Genomic DNA, 17,779 nt, shown 5'->3' with positions numbered 1-17,779 from the left:
CATCCTTTTTTCTCTTAGAACTTCACTTCATCCGGATGTGAACCAGAACCGCCGAAATATTCCATGGCATTGATGGTTTCCATATCCTCATCCTTAATCGTGAAATCGAATACATTAAGGTTTTCCTCGATACGGGATGGTGTAACCGATTTAGGAAGCGGAAGCACTTCGTTTTGCAGGCACCAGCGTACGCATAGCTGGGCTACGGATTTATCGTATTCTTTGGCAATGGCCATTAAGGTTTCGTTCGTCAGCATTCTGCCTGTGCCGAGCGGGCTCCATGCTTCAATGAGAATCCCGTTTTCTTTGCAGAAACGGACGGTTTCTTCCTGCATTTGACCAGGGTGGAATTCGATTTGGTTAACCATCGGTTTCACCTCAGCGTCCATTAATGGTTCAAGATGGTGAACGAGGAAGTTGGATACACCAATTGCACGGATGCGGCCAGCTTGATAAAGCTCGACCATGGCGCGCCATGTTTCTTTGTTCAATTCAACCCAGTTGTCGAATTGGGAGGAGGAGGCAGGCCAGTGGATTAGGTAGAGGTCAAGATAGTCAAGACCGAGCTTTTCCATTGTCACGTCAAATGCCTTCAGCGTACTTTCATAGCCGCGCTCTGTGTTCCAGACCTTGCTTGTGATGAATAAGTCCTCACGGGCAACACCGGATTCACGGATGGCCTTGCCAACACTCTCTTCATTGCCATAAACAGCCGCAGTATCAATATGACGATAGCCGGCTTCAATCGCTTTTTTGACAGAGGCTACGGCTGTTTCGCCGTCAGGAGTCTGCCAAGTGCCGAAGCCGACACAAGGGATTTCATAGCCATTGCTTAATGTATAGTTGCTTGATTTCTCGAACAAACTGATCATCTCCATAGTCTAGTAGATTTCTGTTTTACGGTAGAATGTGGCCGCTCTTCATATAGAGGCGGTATCATTCTTCTCGTGTGAGGTGAATATTGCTGGCTTGCTTGATTTCACGGATCCGCTGCTGGTTGGTTGAGCCGGCAATGACTTGTATCTTAGCAGGGTGGCGCAAAATCCAGGCAGTTGCAATCGTCGTTGGTGTGACAGCGTATTTCTCTGCCATTTCGTCGAGTGCCTTGTTTAGTTCAGGGAACTTGTCGCGGTTACCGATAAAGACTCCTTCAAAGAAGCCATACTGATAAGGCGACCAAGCCTGGATGGTCATGTCGTGAAGACGGCAATAGTCGAGAACGCTTCCATCACGGTCGACCGCACCGTCTGTCTGCATGTTTACTTCCATTCCGCTTGCCATCATGCTGGAGAATGGAAGACTTAATTGAAGCTGATTGATGATGAGGTCCTGCTGGACGTATTTCTTGAGCAATTCAATCTGCATCGGTTTATGGTTGGATACGCCGAAGTGACGTACTTTACCGGACTTCTCCAGGACATCGAAGGCTTCTGCAACTTCCTCCGGCTCAACTAATGCATCCGGACGGTGAAGCAGGAGGATGTCCAAATACTCGGTATCCAGCCGTTTCAGGATTCCGTCAACCGATTGAACAATATGCTCTTTGGAGAGGTCGTACATGGTCCCCGGCTTGATGCCGCATTTCGATTGCAGAATCACATCTTCTCTCTTATACCCTATGCGCTTTAACGCTATGCCGAAATTTGTTTCGCAAATTCCTTGCCCGTAAATATCGGCATGGTCAAAGAAATTCAGCTCATTTTCCAAGCAAAAACGTAAATGAGCTTCTAATTCATGACTGTCCAATGCATCAATCCTCATGCATCCGACAGCGATTTGCGGCACCGCTAAGCTGCTGGTGCCAAGGTTCATTTTGTTCATGCTCATTCTCCTCGCCGTCAAATTTTGTGGTCATCTTGAGATAAGGAAGGCATGTGGGCGGGTGCCCGTTCAAATCAATAAATTTTCCTATGTAAGCCATGCATATCTCTTTCTCCAGCAAAGAGAGTCTGCCTTTTTATTCTACTATATGAGAGTCGATTGTGCTTACAGAAAGCAACCGGCAAACAGTGGGAAAGATGTTTTCTGTAAGCGGGCGCGGGCAGCAACGGCGCTTCCTTATAAGATTGCGAAAATGGAATTCAGGCAATCTGGAAATGATTTCTACATGAAGAGTGAGCGGACAAGAGGGAAGGGGGACTATCATTTCGAGGTCAGCTATACCCGAGAGGAGAGAATGCAGGAGCCCATGCCAAACACATTGGATTACTGGCTGCTTGAGCGATATTGCCTATATTCCTATTATGGCAACCGAATTCTGCGCGGTGATATTCACCATGATGCTTGGAAAGTATCAGGCGTGAGTGCACACATTCATGCCAACACGATGCTGCGCTTTATGGAGGATGGAACCCCACCGATTGAACCGCGCTTGCTGCATTACGCCAGGATGAAACGATTCATGTTCTATCCGCCAGAAATTGTTGGAAGGGCAGAAGAATAAACAAGACCTGCCTATTTTGAAGTGGGTCTTGTTTATTCATGAAAGGCTGTAAGGTTTTGCTGCATCCTCTTCCTTCTTTAGGATGGAGAGAAGAGAGTGGTAGATTTCTGAAGCAATCGCTTGATAACCCGCCTCAGTCGGGTGAATGCCGTCATCGCTGATTAGTACTTTAAGCTCGCCGGCCTTCTTCATGGCGGTGCGGATGTCAATAAATTTCACGCCGAGTTCCTTTGCCGTCTTCTTCAATGCCCGGTTGTACATACCATGCCAATGCTCAATCCCGCCAGTCCTGCAGATCCATTCACTGATTTTAGAGCTGAATAGATGGGCAGTGTATTCATAATAGCGCACCGGATCTAGAGGCGGCATGGCAAGCAGGATAGGGGTAATACCTTCCTCTTTTACTTTCGATATGATGGTTTTGATATTCTCGATATAAGAATCAAGAGGCACGGTTGGTGTATGGTCACCTCTTGGAAATTCGGCCACCTCAGCCCATTTGAAATTACAGTCGTTTCCGCCAATGCCAATCAGTACGATAGCAGGATGCTCCGCCAGTACATCTTTCTCCAGCCGTTCTAAGAGGTGTGCTGAGTTATCATTAAAGACACCCTTGTTTACCACCTCGATAGGTGGACCTTCCTTCTGTCCGAACCAATCTTGAAGGATAGTTGGATAATTTTGTTTTATGATGCGCAGCCGTCCCTTCATATAGGTAACCCCGCGTGTGATACTGTCTCCAAAACAAATGATTTTCATGGCCAAGACTTCCTTTATCTAATCTCTTTCTCTCTTTATTTTACAATTTTCTGACATGAATTTCACGAAAGAGATAACGAGAATAAAAATTCGAATTAAAATATCTTGACTTCAAGATATAAAAGGTTTATAGTTAGCTATATAGGAAATAAACAATGGGATAAACAAATGAAGGGGTTTTTTATCCTAATATATCTCGAATTCGAGGTAAACAAACAAAGGGAGTAGATAAAAATGGCAAAGTACACAGTTGATAACTCACATTCACACATCGGTTTTCAGGTGAAACACATGATGGTATCCAAGGTAAAAGGGAGCTTCGAGGAGTATACGGCTGAAGTAGAAGCGGCAGATTTAGCAGATTTGACTACAGCAGAGATTGGCTTCACGATTGATGTCGCAAGCATCAACACGAAAAGCGACGACCGCGATAATCACTTGAAATCACCGGACTTCTTTGATGTGGAGAAATATGAAACTATTAAATTCCATTCTACATCCATAACTGGCGCTGAATCTGACTATGAAGTAACAGGCGACCTTACGATTAAGGATGTCACAAAACCTGTCACTTTTGATGTAACCTACAACGGAAAGGGAACAAACCCTTGGGGCGTTGAAGTATATGGCTTTGAAGGAGAAACAACCATCAATCGCGAAGACTTCGGATTGACTTGGAACGCAGCGTTAGAAACAGGGGGCGTATTGGTCGGAAAAGATATTAAGATCAATTTAGAGCTTGAGCTTAACCCGCAGGCATAATAAATCCATACAATAAAGGGCTGTCCGTAGTGGAGGGCCTTTTTCTTATGAACGAACAATACAATGTATACGCACAGAGTATTGTTGTATAAGATAGAAGAAAAAAGGAGTAGTAGATGAATGGATGCCGAAACCGTTATGCAGGAGCTTAAAGCGTTGGGCAAGGAGCGAACGAAAAAAATATATCTTTCAAATGGTGCGCACGAACCGCTATTTGGCGTGGCCACAGGTGCCATGAAGCCAATCGCCAAAAAAATAGGCATCAACCAACCATTGGCTGAGGAGCTTTATGCGACTGGGAACTATGATGCCATGTATTTCGCGGGGATTATTGCCGACCCGAAGTCCATGACAGAGACAGATTTCAATCGCTGGATGGATAAGGCCTATTTCTATATGCTGTCCGATTATGTAGTGGCCGTGACCTTATCGGAGTCCCAGCTTGCACAGGAAATGGCGGATAAGTGGATCGCGAGCGGGGACGAGCTGAGAATGTCTGCGGGATGGAGCTGCTATTGCTGGCTTTTAGGAAACCGCCCAGACGATCAGTTTTCTAAAGAAAAGATCGCCCATATGCTTGAAATTGTGAAGAAGGAGATTCATGAAGCACCTGAGCGAACAAAAGCGGCTATGAATCTATTCCTCTATACGGTTGGAATTTCCTTTGTCCCGCTGAATGAAAAGGCGCTTGAGACGGCAGCGGCAGTAGGGAAGGTAGAGATTAAGCGGGAAAAGAAAAAGAGCAGCTACTTACATGCCTATGAAAACATTCAAAAAGATATGGCCAAAGGAAGGCTAGGGTTTAAACGAAAGTATGTGAGATGCTAAGAGTAACCACAAATCAAGAAAAGAACATCCAATCATTATTGGATGTTCTTTTTTTAGATTCATGTCGTCTCGGCAGCAATGCTCTCAATTAAGGGTTCAAGCCAATCATCCAAATTTGTGAATCGAAATCCATGATCGGCTGCTTTTTGATTTGACATATACCAAGAGTCCGAGATGGCATAAGGAGAACGGATTTCGTCTGTCGCCAGTAATGATAATTTGGCTGATTTTCCGGTTGCCTTTTCTATTAAGTGAATCAACTGAGCCAAGGAGATTTTCCCGTTTGCTGTTGCATTGACCGGCCCTTCGATGTCATTCATTCCAGCCCATTTCAGGAAATTCGCCGCTTCTTCCGCCTGGATAAAGGACATCTCTGCCTCCAAATTAACAAAGCCGATCGGTTCTTCATTGGCGATACGCTCAATATGGAAATGCAGGCGCCTTGTGTAATCATCCTCTCCCATTACAATTGGAAGGCGGACAGCTGTCACAGGAAATTTTGCGTGTTGAAAGAAGACAGCCTCCGCCAGCCGCTTTCCTTCGCCGTAGGTGAAGTCCGCTTTATCCCCCATTTGAATCTCATACTGTGCAGGATTAAAATCCGATTCTTTCTTTTCTTTCCCATCCATCGGATAGGTGGAGAGAGTGGAGGTGAAAACGAGCTTATCAATCTTCCCATTAAATATCTCGCAAAACTCATAGGCTTCATTCGGGGAGTAGCAAATATTATCATAAACAATGTCAAAATGGCGGCCTATTACGGCTTTAGCCAATTCATTCTTGTCAGAACGGTCAGCTATCACATGCTCAACCTGGTCACCAAAGGGATGGCTGGATTGGCCTCGGGTTACTATCGTTACCTTGTGGCCATCGTCTAGTAAGAGCTCGACCAGCTTGCGGCCGAAGAATCTAGTTCCGCCTAATACGAGAATATTTTTCATTGATTTGTAATCTCCTTATCTTCTTAATGGCTCTTTATCATTTTATTATATACCTTTTCCCATTTGTTCCACCTATCAATCTGTGCAAAACCGAATAATCTATATGATTCTTCCTGCGAAGCAAGCGTCCTTTATGGGAAAACAAGGAAATCATCCGCCGTTCGCCGAATGTAATAGCTTAAAAGGAGGCATTCTATGAAGATCAATAAGTTTGTCATGCCAGAGGTGATTTTCGGGTCTGGAGCGATCCATCAAGTTGGAGAAAGCTGCTTGAGGCTCGGAGCTAGAAGAGTCCTTGTCGTGAGTGATCAAGGGGTGCTGCATGCAGGCTGGCTCGATATTGTGTTGGATAGCTGCCAAAAGGCTGGGCTGACCTCTTCGGTTTTCTTCGATTTAACGACGAATCCTAAGGATTATGAAGTGGAGGCGGGCCGAAATGTCTATGTGGATCATGAGTGTGATGCCGTGATTGGGGTTGGGGGAGGAAGTGCGATTGATACAGCGAAAGCAATTGCCATCCTGGTTACGAATGGGGGACATATCCATGATTATGAAGGGGTAGACAAAATCAAGGAGCCGCTTCCTCCCTTAGTCATGATTTCTACCACTGCCGGCTCAGGCTCTGAGGTTTCCCAGTTTTCCGTGATAGTGGATTCAGAGCGGAAGAAGAAAATGACGATTGTCTCTAAGTCCCTTGTACCGGATATCGCCATCATCGACCCCCATACACTCACGACGAAAAGCCCGCAATTGACTGCATCAACCGGCTTGGATGTCCTGACACATGCGATAGAAGCGTATGTCAGCATTGCGGCAACACCTCTGACAGATGTGCAAGCAAAGAATGCGATTTACCTAACAGCAAATTACTTACGGCCCTCAGTTGCATCGACCATGAATGAAGAGGCAAAAGCTCAAATGGCGATGGCGAGTCTTCAAGCGGGACTAGCCTTCTCAAATGCGATATTAGGTGCCGTGCATGCGATGTCACATGCGATAGGCGGTCGCTTCCCGCTCTTACATGGCGAGGTGAATGCCGCCTTGCTTCCTCATGTGATGGAATTTAATTTTCTTGCTGTTCCGCAAAAGTATAAAGAAATAGCGGAAATCTGCGGCATCTCTACGGATACGCTGACACAGATTGAAGCTGGCGGAAAGGCGATTGAGTTTGTCAAGAAACTGTCTCTTGATATCGGTGCACCGCAGAGATTATCTGATATGGGATGGAATGGGGACATGATAGAGGAAATGAGCCAGATTGCGATAGAGGATGCCTGTATGATCACCAATCCGCGGGATATTACGTTGGATGATGTGAAAAGATTGTTTCAGCAGGCTTTATAGGGAGTGGTTTTTGTGTATGAAAGGCAGATGATGATTGAACGATTAACAGGGGTTCAATCATCCAAGCGAAGCTATTATACGGAGCTGAAGAATACAGTAGCCGAATTGCAAAAGAAAAACATGCAGCTTGAAATCATACATGAGGTCATGAAGAACCTCAATGTAGAAATGTCGATGGATGACATGCTAAGAAACATCATGGATAAACTGATTACCATCTTTCCTTTTGATCGTATTAGTCTCTTGATTCGGAAAGGAAATGAGCTTATTCTATCAAATGTATACCCGAAGAAATTAGGCTATCTTCCTCGGAATGTGACCTTGGAGAAGGAGAATTCGGTATATTGGACGGTTATCCAAAACAAAAACATGCTCTTTCACACAATCCCCTTTGAAAAAGAGGAGGGTGAATTCATTGAAAATGAAATCTTCCGGGTGAATGGTATTCAAAGTGCGCTTCTCTTTCCTCTTCATAGTAAAGGAAAGGTAACGGGGATTGTGAGTATCGGCAGTTTTGGAATCCTTAGCTATGATGAGGCAGATGTGGCGTTCCTGCAGCAATTAGCCGATCAGTTTGCGGTTTGTTTGGAGAATGTCCGTTTATATAATGAAGTCCTTACCACCCAGAAGGAATGGGAGGATACATTCCGAGCCGTCATTGACATGATTTTTGTTGTGGATTTACAAGGGGTGATCATGAAGGTGAATGAACAAGCCACTCGATTCTTCCAGCCTCGAAATCCTCCATTAGTCGGTGAGAATATCCATGATCTTTTCCTTCAAGAAAAAGAGATCTCCGAGCTTTTGCATGAAAGCTATCAATCTCAAGTGGCTTGCTTTCGGGAGATCCGTTTAGCAGACAACCGGATTGTTGAAACGTTTTCAAATCCGGTTTTTAATGAGGAGCAGCAAATGTATGGATTCATTCTTTACATGAAAGACATATCGGAGAAAAAAAGAATTGAATCCCAGCTGATTCATTCGGGAAAGCTTGCAGCCATTGGAGAACTAGCGGCAGGGGTTGCCCATGAGCTTAATAATCCTTTAACAGCCATTCTTGGAAATTCACAGCTCCTTGAGAGGGATGACAGAATAGACCCGGTATCCCGCAGTTTGTTGAATGGAATCACGAATAGCGGAAGAAGATGCAAGAATATCGTTCAAAATCTCCTTACCTTCTCCAGACAGGATGAATACCTCTTTGAAGCATGCTCCTTAAATGAGGCGGTTGAACAGGTTATGAGTCTAGTTGGTTATCAAATTCACATGCAGGAAATCAACATGAATGTACAATTGGATTACACATTGCCTAAGATCAATGGCAGCGTGCAGCAATTGAGCCAAATTGTTCTCAATCTCGTCTTGAACGCAAAGGATGCACTTGAGGGCATGTCTTCAGATAAGAGGAAAATCATGATTGCCACGGGTCAGGAGGGGGACTTCGTGTATTTATCTGTTTCAGATTCCGGGGAAGGGATACGGAAGGACCATCAATCAGAAGTCTTTCACCCTTTCTTTACGACCAAGCCGGCCGGTCAAGGAACAGGCCTCGGTTTATCGGTTAGTCTAGGGATTGCCCAGGCACACGGGGGTTTTATTGAGATGACGAGTGAGCCACGCTTGGGAAGCCGATTTACGTTGAAGCTCCCGAAGATAGAATCAGAAGGGGGAGAGCCATGAAAGACATTTTGATTATTGATGATGAGCCGGAAATCAGGCACTTTCTCTCTTATCTGCTGACTCAGAAAGGGTATCATGTCACGCTATGTAAGAGCGGGCGTGATTTTCATCAGATGCTGCCGGAATTATCGGTCGATTTAGCGATGATTGATGTTAAGCTGCCAGATGCGAGCGGTTTGGATCTTTTGAAACAGCTGAAACAAGCATTTCCTACCTGTAAGACGATTATCATGACAGGCTACAGCACGGTAAAAACAGCCATAGAGGCCATAAAGCTTGGAGCCAATGATTATATGGAAAAGCCCTTTGACCAGATCGAGGAAGTGGAAGCCTTAATAGAGCATTTGCTGGATTACCCTGAAGCGCCAGGCGATGCGGATATTCAGCATTTAGCCAATAAATTGGGATTGATCATTGGAGAAAGTGAAGATATGCGGCATTTGCTTACTCTCGCTTATAAGATTGCCCGAAAGAATATCAATGTACTAATAGAAGGGGAAACCGGCAGCGGGAAAGATCTTCTCGCTCAGTTCATACATCAGGCAAGCCGTCGTGCGGATTCCCCCTTTATTGCTGTCAATTGCGGCGCTCTATCCGAATCTCTGTTAGAGAGTGAATTGTTTGGCCATGAAAAAGGAGCATTTACAGGAGCGGTTAAGAGCCGTAAAGGGGTGTTTGAAATTGCCCATAATGGATCGTTGTTTCTCGATGAAATTGCGGAGGCTTCTTCAGCTACGCAAGTGAAACTATTGCGAACCATTGAAACAGGGGAATTTAGAAGAATTGGGGATGAAGAACTCAGACGGACAAATACCCGTATCATTGCGGCTTCACATGTGAATCTTTCGAAGGCTGTCGAAGAAAATCGTTTTAGGGAGGATTTGCTTTACCGGCTGGAGGTGGTGAAGCTGACAATTCCTCCTTTACGGAATAGGAGAGAGGACATCCCCCTTTTGGTAAAGCACTTCTTGAATGTTCATCAATCCTCCCTAATCTTTTCGGATGAAGCGATGACAATCCTGATGGATTATTCATGGCCAGGCAATATTCGGGAATTATCGAATGTGGTAAAGCGGGCAATCACGTTTGCTGAAGGAGAGGTTTCATTGATGACCCCGTCCTATTTGCCGGAGAAAATGAACAATTTTCCTATTCTCTTGGAGAATCAACCGCTGGATCAGATAAAGGGTTCTCCCTTGGAATCGTATATTGACAACTGGAAGAAGGGGATCGTGCAGTTATGGGAAAGTGAGAATGAAACGGCCCTGGACGAAGTGCTTCAGCGTGTGAAAGAGCTTGAAGTGGAGGTAGGCAGGGCATTCGTCACGAAGGTCATGAAAGAAACAATGGGCAACCGAAAAGCAGCGGCTGAGAGGATGAAGATATCGACTCGCCAGCTGCGGTATTTATTAAGTGAAAAAAGCTAGGGTGCCGGTTTATGACCGTACCCTAGCTTAAGTCAATCATTTGTTCACATCTTTAGGACGATTCGGCCGTTGATTTGTCCTTTTTCCATCTTATCGAATACTTCGTTCACGGAATCGAGCGGAGTAGATTCAATGATGGTTTTCACTTTTCCTTGTGCAGCGAATTCAAGTGCCTCCTGCATATCCTTTCGAGTCCCTACAATGGACCCTCTGACGGTCACGCCATTTAACACTGTGTCAAAGATCGGGATTGGAAGGTCATCATGTGGAAGACCTACCACCACCAATGTTCCGCCGCGCTTCACGGATTGATAAGCTTGTTCAAAGGCTGTCTTTGTGACGGCTACACTGATAGCAGCCTGGACTCCGCCAACCTGCTCCTGAATGGCTTGAGCTGGATCGACGCTTTTGCCATTGATTGTGATATCTGCCCCTAGATTCTTCGCGAGGTCAAGCTTTTCATCTGCTATATCGACCGCGACGACATTGAAGCCCATCGCTTTCGCATATTGCAGGGCAACATGACCCAATCCCCCGATACCGTAAATCGCCACCCAGTCGCCAGGCTTCGCTTCTGAAACCTTTAAGGCTTTATAGGTGGTTACACCTGCGCAAAGAATGGGAGCAATCTCAACAGGGTCGACATTATCAGGAATTTTGGCTACATAGGCTGCTGGTGCCTTGCAATATTCAGCATAACCTCCATCAACAGAATAGCCTCCATTCAATTGATCAGGACATAATGTCTCCCGGCCTGTTAAACAATATTCACATTCTCCGCAGGCAGAATAGAGCCATGGAATGCCAACGCGATCACCAATCTTAACATTTGTAACCCCGTCAGCTACTTCTTCAACGATTCCTACCCCTTCATGTCCAGGAATGAGGGGAAGCTTCGGTTTAACCGGCCAATCCCCATGGGCTGCATGCAAATCAGTATGACAGACTCCACAGGCTTCAATCTTAACTAATACCTCGCCAAACTCAAGTGTTGGCTTCGGGACTTCTTTAATTTCCAGGGTATTCTTGAATTCATTCACAACAGCTGCTTTCATGAGCAATCAATCCTCCTAGAATAAATGGTTTCAATCTATACAGTTGCAAGATTCAGACCAAGCAGTAAAAGCCCGTCAATATCAATCTTTTCAGTCATGGATATCCAAGTGTGGTCAAATATTCGTCCAATTACGCCAAATTTTTGGCAGGTGGGACAATTTTTCGGCAGAAATAAAAAAGGACCATTCCGGTTGACCTATTACCCATAGGGGTATATGATAGTCCTATCAAACAAAACGGAAGGGGGACGACAACCATGAACTATGATGATAAAGTGAAGAATCGCTTGAGCAGGATGGAAGGCCAGCTTCGCGGAATTCATCGCATGATGGAAGAGGAAAAAGATTGCCAAGATGTCATTACACAGCTGTCAGCCGTCCGTTCTGGAATCGAGCGTACAATCGGTCTCATTGTCAGTGAGAACCTGGTGGAATGTGTAAGGGCAGCCGATGGCAATGAGGATCAGGTGAATGAGTCAATTGCTGAAGCGGTGAAATTATTAGTGAAGAGCAGATAGATTGACGCCCTATATTTTTTTGGTTAGTATGGTACCCATGGGGGTATAAGTATAAAGCAATTTCAAGGAGGAAATATGGAACAGAAATCAACCAATATCATTTTATTCAGCGGAGATTATGACAAGGCGATGGCCGCCTACATTATTGCGAACGGAGCGGCAGCTTACGATCATAAGGTAACAATCTTCCACACATTCTGGGGTATTAACGCTCTTCGAAAGCAGCACCCAGTTGATGTGAAGAAAGGCTTCCTTGAGAAAATGTTCGGCAAAATGATGCCGCGCGGTGCAGAAAAGCTTGCCTTATCAAATATGAATATGGCTGGTATGGGTCCGAAAATGATCAAACATGTCATGAAGAAGCATAATGCACTTACATTGACTGAGTTGATCGAGATGGCACAGGAGCAAGAAATCAACCTAGTCTCTTGTACGATGACAATGGATCTATTGGGACTTGATAAGGAAGAGTTATTGGACGGCGTTCAATATGCAGGAGTTGCTGCTTACTTGGCGGATGCTGAGAATGGCGCAGTAAACTTGTTCATCTAAGGAGGAGCTTATGGAGTGGATTGTTTTAGCGGCAGCGCTTGTTCTCTTTTATCTCCTCAAGATGCGAGGGGCAAAAGGGGTCAGCAATATTACGGCCGCAGAGCTTGAAAACCGGTTGAATGATCGGAATGCATTCTTCCTCGATGTGCGAACGAACGGCGAATTTAAGGGCCGGCACATCCGCGGATTCAAGAATATCCCGCTTGGCAGCGATTACTCGAAGCTTCCGCATGACAAGGAGATTATCGTCATATGCCAGAGCGGCATGAGAAGCCAGACGGCTTGTAAGCAATTAAAGAAATTAGGCTATGCCAATGTGACAAATGTACGCGGCGGCATGAATAGTTGGAGAGGATGATTCATATGACAGCTTTGTCAGCGAAAGAAGTACAGCAAAAACTAGAAGCAGGGGAAACCCTTCATATTATAGATGTACGCGAACCGTTTGAAGTGGAAGAGGGCCATATTAAAGGGATCACTCCTATTCCGCTTGGTGAATTAGAGGAGCGGATTGGCGAACTTGATAAGAATAAAGAGTATATCATGGTGTGCCGTTCAGGAGCACGCAGCAGCAAGGCGACTGCCTACCTGGAAGCAATGGGCTATCAAGCCATTAATATGAATGGCGGCATGATGGCATGGGAAGGCGAAATCGCCTAAAAAATTTTCAATAAAATATACCCTATGGTGTATAGGAGGATTATGAATGGCAATAAAAGCAGACGTTCATCTGGACGCTAAAGGGTTGGCATGTCCGATGCCAATCGTCAGAACGAAGAAAGCAATCAAAGACCTTGAAGATGGTCAAGTACTTGAGGTTCAAGCAACTGATAAAGGATCAAAGGCCGATCTAGCCGCTTGGGCTGAATCAACCGGCCATCAATACATTGGCACAAATGAAGAAGGCGGCGTTCTTTACCATTACATCCGTAAATGTGAAGAAGGAGATGCAGTGGAGAAGACGTATGAGCCTACTATCTCCAACGAGGAAATCATGGATAAGGATGGTCTTATTCTGGATGTTCGTGAAGAGGCGGAATATGCCTTTGGACATATCGAGAAGGCGAAATCCATTCCGCTTGGGGACTTGGAGTCACGCCTTAATGAACTAGATCCGAATCAAGAAATCTACGTCATTTGCCGTACAGGCAAACGAAGTGAATTTGCAGCTCAGAAGCTTGCGGCCAAAGGATTCAGCAAAGTCTATAATGTTCTGCCTGGTATGAAGGATTGGAACGGGCCGGTCGTGAAGGAAACAGAATAACCGAATTTGTCAGGAGGGTATATCCAAGCCCTCTTTTATAAAAATCTAAATTATACCTATGGGGGTAATTAAACATGACAGTATCTAAGTGGACAGCGGCAGATGTTGCCCGCTACGTAATCGAAGACAAGAAATTATTCATCCTGGATGTTCGTAATAAGGACGCATTTGAGGATTGGAAAATAGAAGGACACAAATTTGAATACCTAAATATCCCATACTTTGACTTGCTGGACGGAGTAGAGGAAATTCTTCCGCAAATCCCAGAAGATCAAGACGTTCTCGTTGTTTGTGCGAAGGAAGGTTCCTCCATCATGGTTGCAGATATGATGGCAGAAGCTGGACGCGACGTTGCTTATCTTGAAGGCGGCATGAAGTCTTGGAGTATGTATCTTGAGCCGGTTAAGGTCGGCGACTTGAAGGATGGCGGAGAGTTGTATCAATTCGTCCGTCTTGGCAAGGGATGTCTCTCTTACATGGCCATCTCCGGCGGAGAAGCAGCCATCATTGATGCGGTCCGCTTCGCAGATATCTTCGTTGATTTCGCGAAGGAAAAAGGGGTAGAGATCAAGCATGTATTTGATACACACTTACATGCAGACCATATCTCTGGTGGACGTCAGATCGCAGAGAAAACAGGGGCAGCTTACTACCTGCCTCCAAAGGATGCAGAAGAGGTCGTATTTGCCTACACACCGCTTGAAGACGGTCTAACGGTTGACCTAGGTGCAACGAAGATTGAAGTCGGAGCGCTTTACTCTCCAGGACACACAATCGGATCGACATCATTCGTGATTGATTCCAGCTACTTGCTGACAGGAGATATCCTGTTCATTGATTCCATCGGCAGACCAGACTTAGCCGGTCTTGCAGAGGACTGGGTGTCTGACCTTCGTGAAACTTTATATAAACGCTACCGTGCGCTCGCTGATGATTTGATTGTGCTTCCTGCACACTTCATGATTATTGACGAATTGAACGAAAATGGCTCCGTGGCTAAGCGTTTAGGGGATTTGTTCGCAGAAAACCATGGCTTGAACATTGAGGATGAGGAAGTATTCCGTAAGACGGTTACAGAAAACCTGCCGCCGCAGCCAAACGCTTATCAGCAAATCCGTCAAGTCAATATGGGTAAAATCAACCCTGACAATGACGAGCAAACCGAAATGGAAATCGGCCCGAACCGCTGTGCCGTACGCTAATAGAACAAAACCATAATTCAACCTAAAAGGAGAATGATTCATGAATATCACAAAAACATTAGATGCAAAAGGCCTGGCATGCCCAATGCCAATCGTAAAGACAAAGAAGACAATCGCAACGATTAATTCCGGTGAGGTATTGGAAGTCCTCGTTACTGACAAAGGTGCCTTGAATGATTTCGCAGCCTGGACAGCTTCAGGCGGACACACGATTCTAGAACAAAAAGAAGAAGACGGCGTCCTTAAATTTTACATCCAAAAAGCGTAAAGCTATGGCGGGTTTTCGAACAGCGATGTTCGTAGCCCGCTGTCTTTCATAAAAAGGAGGAATGAAGATGGACTTGACGTTTATCGTCGTCATCTTTCTCATCGGTTTTATCGGATCGTTTGTCTCTGGCATGCTCGGAGTGGGCGGTTCCATCATTAAATATCCCATGCTCTTATACATCCCGCCATTATTCGGACTGGCAGCCTTCTCCGCTCATGAGGTTTCTGGCATCAGTGCGGTACAGGTGCTGTTCGCCTCCATTGCCGGTGTATGGGCATTCCGTAAAGGCGGCTATTTAAATAAATCACTCATCGTCTATATGGGTGTTTCCATCCTTATCGGGAGCTTCATCGGAAGCTATGGCTCCTCTTTCCTTTCTGAGGAAGGGGTCAATATCGTCTATGGTGTTCTTGCCGTAGTGGCAGCTGTCATGATGTTTATTCCGAAGAAGCAGGTAGACGACATTCCGCTCAATGAAGTGACCTTCAATAAGCCGCTTGCCGCTATTCTTGCCTTGATTGTCGGGGTTGGCTCAGGTATTGTCGGTGCAGCCGGCGGATTCATGCTCGTGCCGATCATGCTCACTGTCTTGAAAATTCCGACGAGGATGACCATCGCGACAAGCCTTGCCGTCACGTTCATCTCCTCGATTGGAGGAACAGCCGGCAAACTGATGACAGGGCAAGTGGATTACGGTCCTGCCATTATCATGATCATTGCAAGTGTCATCGCCGCACCGCTTGGGGCGAAGCTATCCAAGAACATGAACACAAAGGTACTCCAGATGATTCTAGCCTTGCTGATTGCCGGAACGGCAGTGAAGATCTGGCTCGATATATTGTAAGAAGAAAGATAGTGTCCAATGGATGCTATCATTTTCTTTTATCCTTAAAATTTAGCAAGAGATAAAGATATTGGAAGCGTTTTAGTTTCTAATTAAATAGTTTACTGTTAAAATATACTTGAATAACGAAATATTGGGGTGTTGAAAAATGGGAAAACTAGAGGGTAAAGTCATCATCATTACAGGAGGAGCTGGAGGAATCGGGCTCGGCATGGCCAAAGCAATGGCTAAGGAAGGGGCTGTTCTTGCTATTGTCGATGTGAACGAAAAGGCGGGCAAAGCGAGTGAGAAGATATTGCAGGAAATCTCTCCAGAATCTATGTTTGTTCAAGCAGATTTGCTGGACCGTGAGAACCTGCCGTATATCATCCAAACAGTCATTGATCGATATGGCAAATTAAATGTGCTTGTCAATAATGCACATGCTTCCAAGCAGAAGCTGCTAGAGGATACTACACAGCAAGATCTTGATCTTTCCTTTGGAACAGGATTCTATCCAACCTTCTATTTAATGAAGGCCGCTCTGCCATATTTGAAGGAGACACAAGGCAATATCATTAACTTCGCATCTGGTGCCGGAATCAATGGGGACGAGACACAGGGCGCTTATGCAGCTGCGAAGGAAGCCATTCGCGGGATTACGCGTGTAGCAGCCAATGAATGGGGCCGCTTCGGCATCAACGTCAACTTGATCAGCCCAATCGCAAATTCTGAAGGCGTACAGGCTTGGAAAAAGGCACAGCCTGAATATTATGAAGCTGTCGTACAAAAAATCCCAATGGGACGCTTCGGTGACGTCGAAAAAGATATCGGCCGTGTCGCTGTCTTCCTTGCGAGTGAGGATTCTAGCTATATTTCCGGCCAAACCATCATGGTTGACGGCGGAGCTACGAAGCTTCGTTGAGGTCATCATATGGAACAGGAAAATTTATTCGACTTGATTCATTCCATCGAGCTCATTTCAAATGAGCATATCGTCCGGTTCACCTCTCAATTCTCGTATCCAATCGGGATATCGGCTATTCTCGTGCTTGCGGAGCTTCGATTAAGAGGACCGCTAAGAGCAAGTGAGCTTGCTGATATGCTTGGCTATACGAAAGGGGCGGTGACCCATATTTCCACTAAGCTCGTCACCCAAGAACTCGCTGAGCGGCAGTATACAGAGGAAGACAGAAGAACGGTCTTTTTAAAGATCACGGATAAAGGAAGCACGGCTTTGGCAGAAGCAGAAAAGCTCGGTCAGGATATTTACTTAGAGCTATTTCAAGAATTGACCGAGAACGAGCTGGAAGAATATTTGCGCATCCAGCGCAAGATGGTAGAGGGATTAAAGAACAGGCGCCTTACGAAACCTGGGGGTTCACATAATAGATAGATAAATACAGAGATAATAAGCCGATTTGCGTTTTCAGCCAGGTCGGCTTTTTTCATGCTGCACCCGCGTTTATTTACGGGCATGCTGGGTAAAAATATAGAAGAAATAATTATTCTAATATATTAATTGGAGGAGAGTCTGTTATGAGAAAAATGGATGAGTATACATATGATCTGTATGGTAAATTGGAGCCTGCTGTTGAGAAAATTGCCTATCATGACATGGGTCTCACATACGAACAATTCACGAAGGAGGATTTAGATGCCATTACATATGAACTCTGCAAAGCTCCCCAAGACAGAAGTCTCGATTTTTGGGGGTATGTATCCGTTGTCGACCAAATGGATCAGAACGCTGACTGGCCTGATATTACCAAGGGAATTGAACGCGTAATCCACAAGTATTTGAAGCATTAAGCGGAAATCAGGAGTCACTAATAGAATAGTTATCAAAAGCCGGTTGCAGCAATAGGCAATCGGCTTTTCTCGTATTGCTAAAAGTAAAAGAGGATGGTCCG

Annotated in this window: 22 protein-coding genes; 17 read left to right on the top strand and 5 right to left on the bottom strand. The window is 45.3% G+C overall.

All coding sequences use genetic code 11. The features are described 5' to 3' along the window. Nucleotides 1-14: 14 nt before the first annotated feature. Both ACY8DX_RS14085 and ACY8DX_RS14080 read right to left on the bottom strand, forming a co-directional pair. On the bottom strand, nt 15-878 hold the full coding sequence (locus ACY8DX_RS14085) for an aldo/keto reductase (protein WP_462405470.1): 864 nt from the start codon (nt 876-878) through the stop codon (nt 15-17). A gap of 58 nt (nt 879-936) precedes the next feature. Further along, nucleotides 937-1,821 (bottom strand): aldo/keto reductase, encoded by an 885-nt coding sequence (locus tag ACY8DX_RS14080; RefSeq protein ID WP_462405469.1) that lies wholly within the window; start codon nt 1,819-1,821, stop codon nt 937-939. 148 nt (nt 1,822-1,969) lie between these two features. On the opposite strand from ACY8DX_RS14080, the gene ACY8DX_RS14075 reads away from it, so the two are divergent. Beyond that, on the top strand, nt 1,970-2,443 hold the full coding sequence (locus tag ACY8DX_RS14075; RefSeq protein WP_462405468.1) for a DUF2071 domain-containing protein: 474 nt from the start codon (nt 1,970-1,972) through the stop codon (nt 2,441-2,443). A gap of 36 nt (nt 2,444-2,479) precedes the next feature. Here the strand turns inward: ACY8DX_RS14075 and ACY8DX_RS14070 are convergent, their stop codons facing one another. After that, complete coding sequence (locus ACY8DX_RS14070) at nt 2,480-3,202, bottom strand: SGNH/GDSL hydrolase family protein (protein WP_462405467.1); 723 nt, start codon at nt 3,200-3,202, stop codon at nt 2,480-2,482. Nucleotides 3,203-3,436: 234 nt separating this feature from the next. On the opposite strand from ACY8DX_RS14070, the gene ACY8DX_RS14065 reads away from it, so the two are divergent. Both ACY8DX_RS14065 and ACY8DX_RS14060 read left to right on the top strand, forming a co-directional pair. Then, the gene (locus tag ACY8DX_RS14065) at nt 3,437-3,964 is read left to right on the top strand and encodes a YceI family protein (protein ID WP_462405466.1); all 528 of its coding nucleotides are present in this window, start codon (nt 3,437-3,439) and stop codon (nt 3,962-3,964) included. 120 nt (nt 3,965-4,084) lie between these two features. Further along, on the top strand, nt 4,085-4,792 hold the full coding sequence (locus ACY8DX_RS14060) for a DNA alkylation repair protein (protein WP_462405465.1): 708 nt from the start codon (nt 4,085-4,087) through the stop codon (nt 4,790-4,792). Between the two features lie 59 nt (nt 4,793-4,851). On the opposite strand, the gene ACY8DX_RS14055 is transcribed toward ACY8DX_RS14060, so the two are convergent. Beyond that, entirely contained in the window at nt 4,852-5,733 is an 882-nt protein-coding gene (locus ACY8DX_RS14055) for an NAD-dependent epimerase/dehydratase family protein (RefSeq protein ID WP_462405464.1), read from the bottom strand. Between the two features lie 195 nt (nt 5,734-5,928). On the opposite strand from ACY8DX_RS14055, the gene ACY8DX_RS14050 reads away from it, so the two are divergent. From ACY8DX_RS14050 to ACY8DX_RS14040, 3 genes are read left to right on the top strand one after another with little or no spacing between them, the layout of a single operon-like run. After that, nucleotides 5,929-7,077 carry an iron-containing alcohol dehydrogenase gene (locus tag ACY8DX_RS14050; protein WP_462405463.1) on the top strand — a complete coding sequence of 383 codons (1,149 nt, stop codon included), beginning with the start codon at nt 5,929-5,931 and terminating at the stop codon, nt 7,075-7,077. A 12-nt stretch (nt 7,078-7,089) separates the two neighbouring features. Then, nucleotides 7,090-8,757: an ATP-binding protein gene (locus tag ACY8DX_RS14045; protein ID WP_462405462.1), complete on the top strand. Its 1,668-nt coding sequence runs from the start codon at nt 7,090-7,092 to the stop codon at nt 8,755-8,757. Continuing rightward, on the top strand, nt 8,754-10,184 hold the full coding sequence (locus tag ACY8DX_RS14040) for a sigma-54-dependent transcriptional regulator (RefSeq protein WP_462405461.1): 1,431 nt from the start codon (nt 8,754-8,756) through the stop codon (nt 10,182-10,184). Before ACY8DX_RS14045 ends, ACY8DX_RS14040 begins: the two co-directional genes overlap by 4 nt. A gap of 44 nt (nt 10,185-10,228) precedes the next feature. On the opposite strand, the gene adhP is transcribed toward ACY8DX_RS14040, so the two are convergent. Continuing rightward, entirely contained in the window at nt 10,229-11,239 is a 1,011-nt protein-coding gene (adhP, locus tag ACY8DX_RS14035; RefSeq protein ID WP_049670391.1) for an alcohol dehydrogenase AdhP, read from the bottom strand. A 257-nt stretch (nt 11,240-11,496) separates the two neighbouring features. Here adhP and ACY8DX_RS14030 point away from each other — a divergent pair, with 257 nt between their 5' ends. The 11 genes from ACY8DX_RS14030 to ACY8DX_RS13980 all read left to right on the top strand — a co-directional run bounded on the left by ACY8DX_RS14030 (nt 11,497) and on the right by ACY8DX_RS13980 (nt 17,678). Then, a complete protein-coding gene (locus ACY8DX_RS14030) occupies nt 11,497-11,757 on the top strand; it encodes a metal-sensitive transcriptional regulator (RefSeq protein WP_049670392.1) in 261 nt (86 codons plus the stop codon). 75 nt (nt 11,758-11,832) lie between these two features. Continuing rightward, entirely contained in the window at nt 11,833-12,309 is a 477-nt protein-coding gene (locus ACY8DX_RS14025; RefSeq protein ID WP_049670393.1) for a DsrE/DsrF/DrsH-like family protein, read from the top strand. A gap of 10 nt (nt 12,310-12,319) precedes the next feature. Then, nucleotides 12,320-12,667, top strand: coding sequence for a rhodanese-like domain-containing protein (locus ACY8DX_RS14020; RefSeq protein ID WP_439802348.1), 348 nt, complete (start codon nt 12,320-12,322; stop codon nt 12,665-12,667). Nucleotides 12,668-12,672: 5 nt separating this feature from the next. Next, a complete protein-coding gene (locus ACY8DX_RS14015; protein WP_462405460.1) occupies nt 12,673-12,969 on the top strand; it encodes a rhodanese-like domain-containing protein in 297 nt (98 codons plus the stop codon). Nucleotides 12,970-13,015: 46 nt separating this feature from the next. Continuing rightward, nucleotides 13,016-13,573, top strand: a complete 558-nt coding sequence (locus ACY8DX_RS14010; protein ID WP_439802350.1) for a sulfurtransferase TusA family protein — start codon at nt 13,016-13,018, stop codon at nt 13,571-13,573. A gap of 74 nt (nt 13,574-13,647) precedes the next feature. Then, nucleotides 13,648-14,775, top strand: a complete 1,128-nt coding sequence (locus tag ACY8DX_RS14005; RefSeq protein WP_462405459.1) for an MBL fold metallo-hydrolase — start codon at nt 13,648-13,650, stop codon at nt 14,773-14,775. A 40-nt stretch (nt 14,776-14,815) separates the two neighbouring features. Continuing rightward, on the top strand, nt 14,816-15,043 hold the full coding sequence (locus ACY8DX_RS14000; protein ID WP_049670397.1) for a sulfurtransferase TusA family protein: 228 nt from the start codon (nt 14,816-14,818) through the stop codon (nt 15,041-15,043). 67 nt (nt 15,044-15,110) lie between these two features. After that, nucleotides 15,111-15,887, top strand: coding sequence for a sulfite exporter TauE/SafE family protein (locus tag ACY8DX_RS13995; RefSeq protein ID WP_049670398.1), 777 nt, complete (start codon nt 15,111-15,113; stop codon nt 15,885-15,887). Nucleotides 15,888-16,035: 148 nt separating this feature from the next. Next, nucleotides 16,036-16,791, top strand: a complete 756-nt coding sequence (locus ACY8DX_RS13990) for an SDR family NAD(P)-dependent oxidoreductase (RefSeq protein ID WP_462405458.1) — start codon at nt 16,036-16,038, stop codon at nt 16,789-16,791. Nucleotides 16,792-16,800: 9 nt separating this feature from the next. After that, a complete protein-coding gene (locus tag ACY8DX_RS13985; RefSeq protein WP_439802353.1) occupies nt 16,801-17,262 on the top strand; it encodes a MarR family winged helix-turn-helix transcriptional regulator in 462 nt (153 codons plus the stop codon). A 143-nt stretch (nt 17,263-17,405) separates the two neighbouring features. Continuing rightward, nucleotides 17,406-17,678 (top strand): hypothetical protein, encoded by a 273-nt coding sequence (locus ACY8DX_RS13980; protein ID WP_462405457.1) that lies wholly within the window; start codon nt 17,406-17,408, stop codon nt 17,676-17,678. Nucleotides 17,679-17,779 lie beyond the last annotated feature (101 nt).

Source organism: Gracilibacillus sp. Marseille-QA3620 (genome assembly GCF_054950035.1).
The sequence above is the reverse complement of the archived record's forward strand: the minus strand, read 5'-3'. Positions and strand labels throughout refer to the sequence as shown.

Coding starts and splice junctions, on each gene's coding strand:
- ACY8DX_RS14085 (WP_462405470.1), bottom strand. CDS start 878: ATGGAGATGATCAGTTTGTTCGAGAAATCAAGCAACTATACATTAAGC.
- ACY8DX_RS14080 (WP_462405469.1), bottom strand. CDS start 1,821: ATGAACAAAATGAACCTTGGCACCAGCAGCTTAGCGGTGCCGCAAATC.
- ACY8DX_RS14075 (WP_462405468.1), top strand. CDS start 1,970: ATGAGAGTCGATTGTGCTTACAGAAAGCAACCGGCAAACAGTGGGAAA.
- ACY8DX_RS14070 (WP_462405467.1), bottom strand. CDS start 3,202: ATGAAAATCATTTGTTTTGGAGACAGTATCACACGCGGGGTTACCTAT.
- ACY8DX_RS14065 (WP_462405466.1), top strand. CDS start 3,437: ATGGCAAAGTACACAGTTGATAACTCACATTCACACATCGGTTTTCAG.
- ACY8DX_RS14060 (WP_462405465.1), top strand. CDS start 4,085: ATGGATGCCGAAACCGTTATGCAGGAGCTTAAAGCGTTGGGCAAGGAG.
- ACY8DX_RS14055 (WP_462405464.1), bottom strand. CDS start 5,733: ATGAAAAATATTCTCGTATTAGGCGGAACTAGATTCTTCGGCCGCAAG.
- ACY8DX_RS14050 (WP_462405463.1), top strand. CDS start 5,929: ATGAAGATCAATAAGTTTGTCATGCCAGAGGTGATTTTCGGGTCTGGA.
- ACY8DX_RS14040 (WP_462405461.1), top strand. CDS start 8,754: ATGAAAGACATTTTGATTATTGATGATGAGCCGGAAATCAGGCACTTT.
- adhP (WP_049670391.1), bottom strand. CDS start 11,239: ATGAAAGCAGCTGTTGTGAATGAATTCAAGAATACCCTGGAAATTAAA.
- ACY8DX_RS14030 (WP_049670392.1), top strand. CDS start 11,497: ATGAACTATGATGATAAAGTGAAGAATCGCTTGAGCAGGATGGAAGGC.
- ACY8DX_RS14025 (WP_049670393.1), top strand. CDS start 11,833: ATGGAACAGAAATCAACCAATATCATTTTATTCAGCGGAGATTATGAC.
- ACY8DX_RS14020 (WP_439802348.1), top strand. CDS start 12,320: ATGGAGTGGATTGTTTTAGCGGCAGCGCTTGTTCTCTTTTATCTCCTC.
- ACY8DX_RS14015 (WP_462405460.1), top strand. CDS start 12,673: ATGACAGCTTTGTCAGCGAAAGAAGTACAGCAAAAACTAGAAGCAGGG.
- ACY8DX_RS14010 (WP_439802350.1), top strand. CDS start 13,016: ATGGCAATAAAAGCAGACGTTCATCTGGACGCTAAAGGGTTGGCATGT.
- ACY8DX_RS14005 (WP_462405459.1), top strand. CDS start 13,648: ATGACAGTATCTAAGTGGACAGCGGCAGATGTTGCCCGCTACGTAATC.
- ACY8DX_RS14000 (WP_049670397.1), top strand. CDS start 14,816: ATGAATATCACAAAAACATTAGATGCAAAAGGCCTGGCATGCCCAATG.
- ACY8DX_RS13995 (WP_049670398.1), top strand. CDS start 15,111: ATGGACTTGACGTTTATCGTCGTCATCTTTCTCATCGGTTTTATCGGA.
- ACY8DX_RS13990 (WP_462405458.1), top strand. CDS start 16,036: ATGGGAAAACTAGAGGGTAAAGTCATCATCATTACAGGAGGAGCTGGA.
- ACY8DX_RS13985 (WP_439802353.1), top strand. CDS start 16,801: ATGGAACAGGAAAATTTATTCGACTTGATTCATTCCATCGAGCTCATT.
- ACY8DX_RS13980 (WP_462405457.1), top strand. CDS start 17,406: ATGAGAAAAATGGATGAGTATACATATGATCTGTATGGTAAATTGGAG.